This is a genomic window from Variovorax sp. 01T439_2, from assembly GCF_056398445.1.
The window spans coordinates 1-9513 of sequence record NZ_JBFTPJ010000109.1 but is presented as its reverse complement, the minus strand read 5'-3'; the positions used below and the strand labels follow the sequence as shown (position 1 = coordinate 9513).

Below are 9513 nucleotides of genomic sequence, written 5' to 3'. Positions count from 1 at the left end.
CAGCAGCGCGAAGCGCCGGTGGTTGTCGCCGTAGGGCTGGCGCGTGGCGTCTTCATAGGGGTTGCCGGGCCGGTCATACAGCGCCGGCGCATCGATCACGTAGGCGGGGATCGGCGCCGCCGCGCCGTCGATGGCGATGCGGCCCGCGCGCAGGCCGAAGCGTTCCGGGCCCCAGGGCGCCGTGAATTCGGCCACGGGCGCCAGGTCGCGCACGCCGGCCAGGATGGCCGGGAAGCCGGGCAGCAGCACGCGTGCGTCCTGTCCGGCGGCCATGAGCGCGAGCGGCAGCGCGCCGGCCACGTCGGCGAGGCCACCGGTCTTGAGCAGGGGGAAGAGTTCGGCGCTGACCTGGAGGATTCGCATCGGGGAAGGGTGCGGCCTCAGGCAGCCAGCAGGCGCTTGAGCATTTCGCGGGTGACCAGCACCACGCCGTTGTCGGTGCGCTCGAAGCGCGCGGCATCGGCGTCGGCGTCTTCGCCGATCACCATCTCGTCCGGAATGACGCAGCCGCGGTCGACCACCACGCGGTTGAGCCGGGCGCCGCGGCCCACCTCGACGTCGGGCAGCAGCACGGCCTCGTTGATGTCGCAGAACGAATGGATGCGCACGCCCGAGAACAGCACCGAGCTGCTGACCTTGGAGCCCGAGACGATGCAGCCGCCCGAGACGATGGTGTTGACGGTCATGCCGTGCTTGCCCTCGCGGTCGAGCACGAACTTGGCCGGCGGCAGCTGCCGCTGGTAGGTCCAGATGGGCCAGTCTGTGTCATAGATGTCGAGTTCGGGCGTGATGGAGGCCAGGTCGAGGTTGGCTGCCCAGAATGCATCAATCGTGCCCACGTCGCGCCAGTAGGCCTTGGCGCCGGGCCCGCGCGAGGCGCGCGTGACGCAGGACATGCCGAAGGGGTGCGCCAGCGCGCGGCCCTGCGCCACGGCGCGCGGGATGATGTCCTTGCCGAAATCGTGGCTCGAATCGGGGTTGGCGGCGTCTTCCTCGAGCAGCTGGTAGAGGTACTCGGAATCGAACACGTAGATGCCCATGCTCGCGAGCGCCACGTCGGGATGGCCCGGCATGGCGGGCGGATCGGCCGGCTTCTCGAAGAAGGCCGTGATCTGGCGGCCGTCGTCGATGGCCATCACGCCGAAGGCGGTGGCCTCCATGCGCGGCACCTCGATGCAGCCGACCGTGCAGCCCAGGCCGCGCTCGGCATGGTCCTTGACCATGATCGAGTAGTCCATTTTGTAGATATGGTCGCCGGCCAGCACCACCACGTAGTCGTGCTTGGTGGAGCGGGTCTGGATGATGTCCAGGTTCTGGTACACCGCGTCGGCGGTGCCGCGGTACCAGTGCTCGTCGCCCGTGCGCTGCTGCGCGGGCAGCACGTCGACCATCTCGTTGAGCTCGGCGCGCAGGAAGCTCCAGCCGCGCTGCAGGTGGCGCATCAGCGAATGCGACTTGTACTGCGTGACCACCGCCATGCGCCGGATGCCCGAGTTCAGGCAGTTCGACAGCGCGAAGTCGATGATGCGGAACTTGCCGCCGAAGTACACCGCCGGCTTGGCGCGCCGGTCGGTCAGCTGCTTGAGGCGCGAGCCCCGGCCGCCGGCCAGCACCAGCGCGATGGTGCGGCGGACCAGTTGATGCGCCTGCAGGGGGGCCTGCGGCGTGCTGTTGCTGCTGATGCTGTGGTTGTCCATCCTGTGTCTCCGTTCGTTTGGCGGTTTGTCGTCTTGTCTTCTTCGTCTTCTTCGTCTTCAGCGCTTCTGCAGCCAGCCTAGCACCGTGCGGCGCGGCTGGCTGCTACGTTCTTGCAATCCGGAGGCTCGAACGCGGTACCTCCACCGTGCCGGCATGCGGCTGTGGCTGCGCGGCGCCGGCCTCGGGCGCCGGATCGTCGGTCGCGAGCCGCCACTGCCATGAACCCGCCGGCAGCCTGAACGGCATGGCCGCCGGCCCCGCATTCACCAGCACCAGCCAGGCGCCCGCATCCGCGGCCGCCGCTTCGAAAAGGATTGCAAGCGCCGTGCCGCCGTGCCAGTCGGCCTCGCGCATCGGCTGGCCGTCGGGCCGCAGCCAGCGGATGCCCGGCGCGCCCTCTGCCGGCTCGGCCGGCCACCAGCGCGTGCTGCGCAGCACGGGCGCTTCGCGGCGCAGGGCAATGAGCCGGGCGACGAAGGCGCTCAGCCGCGCTGCTTCGCTGGCGGGATCGTGGGCGCCGATCCAGGCGAGCCAGGTGGTTTCGTTGTCCTGGCAGTAGGCGTTGTTGTTGCCTTGCTGGCTGTGGCCGAGCTCGTCGCCGGCCAGCAGCATCGGCGTGCCCTGCGACAGCAGCAGCGTGGCGAGCAGCGCGCGCTGCAGGCGGCCGCGCTCGGCCTGCACGGCGGGGTCGTCGCTCGGACCCTCGACGCCGCAGTTGTTGCTCAGGTTGTGCGCATGGCCGTCGCGGTTGTTCTCGCCGTTGGCGAGGTTGTGCCGCTCTTCGTAGCAGAGCAGGTCGCGCAGCGTGAAGCCGTCGTGCGCGGTGATGAAGTTGACGCTGGCGGTGGGCGCGCGGCCATGGTGGGCGAACTGCGCGCTCGAGGCCGTGAAGCGATGCGCGAAGTCGCCCAGGCCGGCGGCGCCCTCGCGCCCCTGCCGCAGCCAGAAGCCGCGCTGGGTATCGCGGTAGCGGTCGTTCCATTCGAGCCAGCCCGGCGGGAATTCGCCCAGGCGGTAGCCGCCCGGCCCGATGTCCCAGGGCTCTGCGATCAGCAGCGTGCGCGAGAGCACGGGGTCTTGCGCGATGGCCGCGAAGAAGGGCGCGCGCGGGTCGAAATGGCCATCGGCGCCGCGCCCCAGCACGGGCGCGAGGTCGAAGCGGAAGCCGTCGACGCCGAGCGCGCAGGTCCAGTGGCGCAGGCTGTCCATCACGAGCTGCAGCACGCGCGGCTCGGCCAGGTTGAGGCAGTTGCCGGTGCCGGTCCAGTTGGCGTAGAGCGCGCGGTCATCGGCGCGCAGGTGGTAATAGAGCGCGTTGTCGATGCCGCGCATCGACAGCGTGGGACCGAGCTCGTCGCTCTCGGCGCTGTGGTTGTAGACCACGTCGATCACCAGCTCCATGCCGCGCGCATGCACCGCGTCGGCCAGGGCGCGGAATTCGCTGGCCGGCGTGGTGCCGGCGCGGCCGCTCCAGTAGCGCGCCTCGGGCGCGAACCAGCCGATGGTGTTGTAGCCCCAGTAGTTGCCGAGGCCCATGGCGAGCAGCCGCTGTTCGTCGGCGCGGTGCTGCACCGGCATCAGGCTCAGCGTGGTGACGCCCAGGGCCTGCAGGTGGTCGAGCACCACGGGCTCGGCCAGGCCCGCATAGGTGCCGCGCAAGGCCGCGGGCACGCCCGGGTGCAGCCGGGTCTGTCCGCGCACATGCAGTTCGTAGAGCACGCGCTCGCCGGCCGGGATGCGGGCATGGCCCGGTGCGGCCGAGCCATCGGCGGCGGCCGCCACGCGGCCCTTGAGCGCCACGGCGCCGTTGTCGCGCGTGTTGCGCTGATCCGGATTCGCGGGATCGTGCCCGAGGAACAGGTCGCTGCCGTCGTACCGGCCGACGATCTCGCGCGCATACGGATCGAGCAGCAGCTTCGCAGGATTGAAGCGCTTTCCCTCGTGCGGCGCCCACGGGCCGTGCACGCGAAAGCCGTAGACCAGCCCGGCGCGACCGCTCGGCAGCAGCCCGTGCCAGACGCCGTCGGTGAAGGCCGGCAGCCGGATGCGCTGCTGCTCATGCTGGCCCGTGCCGTCGAAAAGGCAGAGCTCGACGGCTTCGGCGCTGGGCGCCGCGAGCGCGAAGTTCACGCCGTTCGGCGAGAGCGTCGCGCCAAGGGGGAAGGGGGAGCCCGGGCTCAGCATCGCTTCAGGCCAGCACCCACATCACGGTGGCCAGGGGCGGCACGCTGATCAGAATCGAATCGGCCCGGCCGTGCCAGGGCACCGGTTCGCTGTCGACCACGCCGTTGCCGACACCGCTGCCGCCGTACACGGCGCCGTCGGTGTTGATGGCCTCGCGGTAGGCGCCCGCTGCCGGCACGCCGAGCCGGTAGCCGTGGCGCGGCAGCGGCGTGAAGTTGCACACCGCCACCACGAAGGAGCCGCCCTGGGCCCGGCGCACGAAGGCGAAGACCGACTGCTCCCGGTCGTCATGCACCAGCCACTCGAAGCCGGCCCTTTCGGTGTCGAGCTCGTGCAGCGCGGGGAAGTGCCGGTACACGTTGTTGAGGTCGCGCACCAGCCGCCGCATGCCCTGGTGCGGCGCCTGCTCGAGCAGGTGCCAGTCGAGGCTGCGGTCGGCGTTCCATTCCGCCACCTGGGCGAATTCATTGCCCATGAACAGCAGCTTCTTGCCCGGATAGGCCCAGAGGTAGCCATAAAGATTGCGCAGCCCCGCGAACTTCTGCCACTCGTCGCCGGGCATGCGCCCGAACATCGAGCCCTTGCCGTGCACCACCTCGTCGTGCGAGAGCGGCAGTACGAAGTTCTCGCTGTGCGCATACATCAGGCCGAAGGTGATCTTCTGGTGGTGGTGCTTGCGGTGGACCGGGTCGATGCCCGCATAGGCGAGCGTGTCGTTCATCCAGCCCATGTTCCATTTGTAATGGAAGCCCAGGCCGCCGTCCTCGGGCGGCCGCGTCACGCCCGGAAAGCTCGTGGACTCCTCGGCCAGCGTGATGGCGCCCGGGCGCTCGACGCCCACCACCTGGTTCATGCGCCGCAGGAAGTCGATGGCCTCGAGATTCTCGCGCCCGCCGTGGATGTTGGGCACCCATTCGCCGGGCTGGCGGCTGTAGTCGCGGTAGAGCATGGAGGCCACGGCGTCGACGCGCAGCCCGTCCACGCCGTAGCGCTCGAGCCAGTACAGCGCATTGCCGACCAGGTAGTTGCGCACCTCGGTGCGGCCGTAGTTGAAGATGAAGGTCTTCCAGTCGTTGTGGAAGCCTTCGCGCGGGTCGGCGTATTCATAGAGCGCGGTGCCGTCGAAGCGGCCCAGGCCGTGCGCGTCGGTGGGAAAGTGCGCGGGCACCCAGTCGAGGATCACGCCCAGGCCCGCGGCATGCGCGGCTTCGACCAGATGGCGGAAGTCGCCGGGCGTGCCGAAGCGCGAGGTGGGCGCATACAGGCCGATCGGCTGGTAGCCCCAGGAGCCGTCGAACGGATGCTCGCTGACCGGCAGCAGCTCGATGTGCGTGAAGCCCATGTCGCGCGCGTACGGCACCAGCGTGTCGGCCAGCTCGCGGTAGTCCAGCCATTCGTGGCCGTTCTTGCGGCGCCAGGAGCCCAGGTGCACCTCGTAGATGCTCACTGGCGCATGGCGGCCGTTGGCGGCGGCGCGTCCGGGCGGCATCGCCACCGGCGCGGGCAGTGGCGCGACCACGCAGGCGGTCTCGGGCCGCAGGCGCGAGGAAAAGGCGAAGGGATCGGCCTTGCGCAGCACCTCGCCCTGGGCCGAGAGGATCTCGAATTCGTAGCCGTCGCCCGTGGCCACCTGCGGCGCGAAGATTTCCCACACGCCGCATTCGCGGCGCAGCCGCATCATGTGGCGCCGGCCGTCCCAGTTGTTGAAGTCGCCGACCACGGAGACGCGCCGCGCATTGGGCGCCCAGACCGCAAAGGCCACGCCCTTGACGCCATCCATCTCGCACAGGTGCGCGCCCAGCCGCTCCCAGGGCCGCAGGTGCGTGCCTTCGGCCAGCAGCCACACGTCGGTGGCGCCCAGCACGAACGCAAAGCGGTACGGGTCTTCGAGCCGCGAACTGTGCGTGCCCCAGTCGACCTGGAACGAATAGCCCAGCAGCGCTTCCGCTGCGGGCACCAGTCCCGCAAAAAGATCGGAGCCTTCCTGCCGCGACAGCAGCGCCAGCGGCCAGCCCGTGCGCGTGTGCACCACGGCCACGCTCTGCGCGCCCGGCAGCAGCGTGCGCACCAGCAGGCCGTCGCGCGTCTCGTGCGGACCGAGCACCGCGAACGGATCGCCGTGCTCGGCGCGCATCAGCGCGTGCACTTCGCGTTCGGGCAGCAGCAGGGAAGGCATGTTGTTCTTCACATCGGTTCTTCTTCGCCGGCGGGGCGGCCGAAAAAGACGCCGTAGGGCGCCAGCCTCAGCATGCGCCTTTCAGCGCCGGCCTGCAGGGACGACGACGATGCCAGTGGATGCCCCGCGAGCGGCTCGAGCGCCTCGCGCAGCGCGATGGACACCGACTCGCCTCCCAGGTTGAAAACGGCCTGCAGCGATTGGTTCCCTTCGCGCCGCTCGAACCACAGCACCGGCTCCGGCGCATCGATGAAGGCGATGCTGCCGGTGCGCAGCAGCGGCTGGGTGCGGCGCCAGCGCAGCAGCGCGCGGCTGAATGCGAGCATCGAGTCGGGATCGGTGGACTGGCGGTCGACGGCCAGCGGCAGGTGGCGGCCGTAGACCGGCAACCAGGGCCCGCCGGTGGTGAAGCCGGCGTGCAGCTCGTCGGCTTTCCAGGGCATGGGCGTGCGGCAGCCGTCGCGGCCCTTGAATTCGGGCCAGAAGGCGCGGCCGTAGGGGTCCTGCAGCAGCTCGAACGGCACCTCGGCCTCGGGCAGGCCGAGTTCCTCGCCCTGGTAGATGCTGGCGCTGCCGCGCAGCGCGAGCAGCAGCGCGAGCCAGAGCCGGTCGCGCCGCGTGTCTTCCGGGCCGCCGCCGCTCCAGCGCGTGGCCACGCGCGGCACGTCGTGGTTGGAGACGGCCCAGCAGCCCCAGCCGCCGGTCGGCGCGAGYGCCTGGTCGAGCGTCTCGACCTGGTGGCGCAGGTGCCGGGCGCTGTGCTCGGCCGTCAGCAGGCTGAAGCTGTAGGCCAGGTGCAGGCGCTTGCCCAGTTCGGTGTACTGCGCCATGACGGGCGGCGCGTTCTCGTCGCCGACCTCGCCGAGCGCGACCGCGCCATAGTCGTCGAGCAGCCCGCGCAGGCTTTCGAGGAAGCGCAGGTTCTCCATCTGGCTCTTGTCGTAGAGGTGCTGCTGCATGGCATAGGGGTTGTCGGCCCGCACCGTGCTCACCTCGTCCAGCGAGGCGGCGCTGGCCGGCGGGTTGTCGCGCAGCAGCGCATCGTGGAACTGGTGGTTGCAGGCATCGAAGCGGAAGCCGTCCACGCCGCGCTCGCACCAGAAGCGCACTTCGCCCAGCAGCGCTTGCTGCACCTCGGCGCAATGGAAGTTCAGGTCGGGCTGCTCCTGGAGGAAGCTGTGCAGGTAGTACTGGCGGCGGCGCGAATCCCACTGCCAGGCCGGCCCGCCGAAGACCGAGAGCCAGTTGTTGGGCGGCGTGCCGTCGGGCCGCGGGTCGGCCCACACGTACCAGTCGGCCTTGGGGTTGTCGCGGCTCGCGCGGCTCTCGGCGAACCAGGCGTGCTGGTCGGAGGTGTGCGAGAGCACCTGGTCGATGATGATCTTGAGGCCCAGCGCATGGGCGCGCGCCAGCATCTCGTCGAAATCGGCCAGCGTGCCGAAGATCGGATCGACCGCGCGGTAGTCGGCCACGTCGTAGCCGAAGTCTTTCATCGGCGAGCGGAAGAAGGGCGACACCCAGATCGCATCGACCCCCAGGCTCGCCACATGATCGAGCCGCGAGGTGATGCCGGGCAGGTCGCCGATGCCGTCGCCGTTGCTGTCCATGAAGCTGCGCGGGTAGATCTGGTAGATCACCGCGCCGCGCCACCATTCGCCATTGCTGCTGTTGTTGCTGCGCATGCTGTCCCTGTGGTCTGAAAATCATTGTGGCATGCGAGATCCGGGCCCGGTCCGTGCATGGGCCTGTCCCGGTCCCGCCTGAAAAGCTTTCTACACTGGGTGGGGTTCCCTGCGAACCCGCTTCCCGTTTCGTTTTGCAAGATGACCACCGACGCCGCTTCCCCCGCCCCATCCCCCCACCCGCAAGGCCTTGCCGCGCTCGAGCAGCGGCTCGCCCGGGATCTCGAATGCCTCGGCTGGCCCGCGCGCGCCTGGATGCCGGCTCGCACGCACGGCGGCGAGCCCGTGCTGGACGTGGCCATCATCGGCGCCGGCCAGGCCGGGCTCGCGGCTGCGGCCGCACTGGCCCAGCAGGGCATCCGCGCGGTGGTGTTCGACCGCGCGCCCGCGGGCAGCGAAGGGCCGTGGGCCACCACGGCGCGCATGGAAACCCTGCGCTCGCCCAAGGAACTGACCGGCCCCGCGCTCGGGCTGCCCGCGCTGACCTTCCGCGCCTGGTTCGAGGCCCAGTTCGGCAGCGAGGCCTGGGCTGCGATGGACAAGATCCCGCGCCTGCAGTGGATGGACTACCTGCGCTGGTACCGCCGCGTGATGAACATCGATGTGCGCAACGACATGGCCGTCACCGGCATCCAGCCGCTCGCCGATGGTGCGATGGTGCGGCTCGCGCTGCGCACGCCGGCCGGTGCGCAGCAGGTGCTGGCGCGCCGCGTGGTGCTAGCCACGGGGCGCGACGGGCTTGGCGGCCCCGCGGTTCCGGCGTTCGTCAACGCGCTGCCGCGCTCGCAGTGGGCCCATTCGTCCGACGAGATGGACTACGGCCGGCTCGCCGGGCTGCGCGTGGGCGTGGTCGGCGCGGGCTCGTCGGCCATGGACAGCGCGGCCACCGCGCTGGAGGCCGGCGCGCACAGCGTCGAGCTCCTGATCCGCCGGCCCGACCTGCCGCGCGTCAACAAGGGCAAGGGCGCCGGCGTGCCGGGCCTGACGCAGGGCCACTACGACCTGCCCGACGCGTTCAAGTGGCGCATCCGCCACTACATCAACGTGGCCAACGTGCCGCCGCCGCATGGCAGCACGCTGCGCGTGTCGCGCCACCCGAATGCGTTCTTCAATTTCGGCTGCCCGGTGCTTGCGGTCGAGCCGCAGGGCGCGGCAATGCGCGTGGCCACGCCCCGGGGCGACTTCGTGTTCGACTTCCTCGTTGTTTCGACCGGTTTCAAGATCGACTGGCGCTGCCGCCCCGAGTTCGACACCATTGCATCGCATGTGCGCACCTGGAAGGACCGTTTCGTGCCCGCGCCCGGCGACGAAGACCAGGAGCTGGCCGATTCGCCCGATCTCGGGCCGGTGTTCGAATTCCGCGAGCGCACAGCGGGCGAGTGCCCGGGCCTCGAGCGCATCCATTGCTTCTGCTATCCCGCGGCCTTGTCGCACGGCACGGTGTCGGGCGACATTCCCGCGATCAGCGATGGCGCCCGGCGGCTCGCGAGCGGCATGGCCAGCCTGTTCTACCGCGAGGACTTCGAGCAGCACTTCGCCAACCTCGAGGCCTACAGCGAGCCCGAACTGTTCGGCGACGAATGGGTGCCCGCGCCGCCGCCGTCCGAACGCGGCTGAACTCCAGACTTCTTCATCGAAACGCATGACCACTCTTTCCGAATCTCCTCTTGCCATCGACGTGATCGACGCCACGGTGCCGCTGGTGCCCGGCCACGCCACCCGCCTGCTGCGCCAGCAGCGCGACAAGGTCGTGGCGGCCACGCAGGGCAGCTA

6 protein-coding genes are annotated in these 9513 nt (G+C 70.2%); 1 reads left to right on the top strand and 5 read right to left on the bottom strand.

Going from position 1 to position 9513, the window contains the following annotated elements; all coding sequences use genetic code 11:
- From AC1DOC_RS07760 to AC1DOC_RS07740, 5 genes are all read right to left on the bottom strand, one after another.
- Positions 1-363: glycogen/starch synthase (locus AC1DOC_RS07760; protein ID WP_478129623.1), on the bottom strand; the 363-nt coding region annotated here is incomplete at its 3' end.
- A gap of 17 nt (positions 364-380) precedes the next feature.
- On the bottom strand, positions 381-1697 hold the full coding sequence (gene glgC / locus AC1DOC_RS07755; protein WP_478084462.1) for a glucose-1-phosphate adenylyltransferase: 1317 nt from the start codon (positions 1695-1697) through the stop codon (positions 381-383).
- A gap of 103 nt (positions 1698-1800) precedes the next feature.
- Entirely contained in the window at positions 1801-3882 is a 2082-nt protein-coding gene (gene glgX / locus AC1DOC_RS07750) for a glycogen debranching protein GlgX (protein WP_478079727.1), read from the bottom strand.
- 4 nt (positions 3883-3886) lie between these two features.
- Positions 3887-6058 (bottom strand): 1,4-alpha-glucan branching protein GlgB, encoded by a 2172-nt coding sequence (gene glgB / locus AC1DOC_RS07745; RefSeq protein ID WP_478079726.1) that lies wholly within the window; start codon positions 6056-6058, stop codon positions 3887-3889.
- An 8-nt stretch (positions 6059-6066) separates the two neighbouring features.
- Positions 6067-7740: an alpha-amylase family glycosyl hydrolase gene (locus AC1DOC_RS07740; RefSeq protein ID WP_478079725.1), complete on the bottom strand. Its 1674-nt coding sequence runs from the start codon at positions 7738-7740 to the stop codon at positions 6067-6069.
- Positions 7741-7881: 141 nt separating this feature from the next.
- Here AC1DOC_RS07740 and AC1DOC_RS07735 point away from each other — a divergent pair, with 141 nt between their 5' ends.
- Positions 7882-9357 (top strand): FAD-dependent oxidoreductase, encoded by a 1476-nt coding sequence (locus AC1DOC_RS07735; protein ID WP_478079724.1) that lies wholly within the window; start codon positions 7882-7884, stop codon positions 9355-9357.
- Positions 9358-9513 lie beyond the last annotated feature (156 nt).

Coding starts and splice junctions, on each gene's coding strand:
- AC1DOC_RS07735 (WP_478079724.1), top strand. CDS start 7,882: ATGACCACCGACGCCGCTTCCCCCGCCCCATCCCCCCACCCGCAAGGC.
- glgB (WP_478079726.1), bottom strand. CDS start 6,058: ATGCCTTCCCTGCTGCTGCCCGAACGCGAAGTGCACGCGCTGATGCGC.
- glgC (WP_478084462.1), bottom strand. CDS start 1,697: ATGGACAACCACAGCATCAGCAGCAACAGCACGCCGCAGGCCCCCCTG.
- glgX (WP_478079727.1), bottom strand. CDS start 3,882: ATGCTGAGCCCGGGCTCCCCCTTCCCCCTTGGCGCGACGCTCTCGCCG.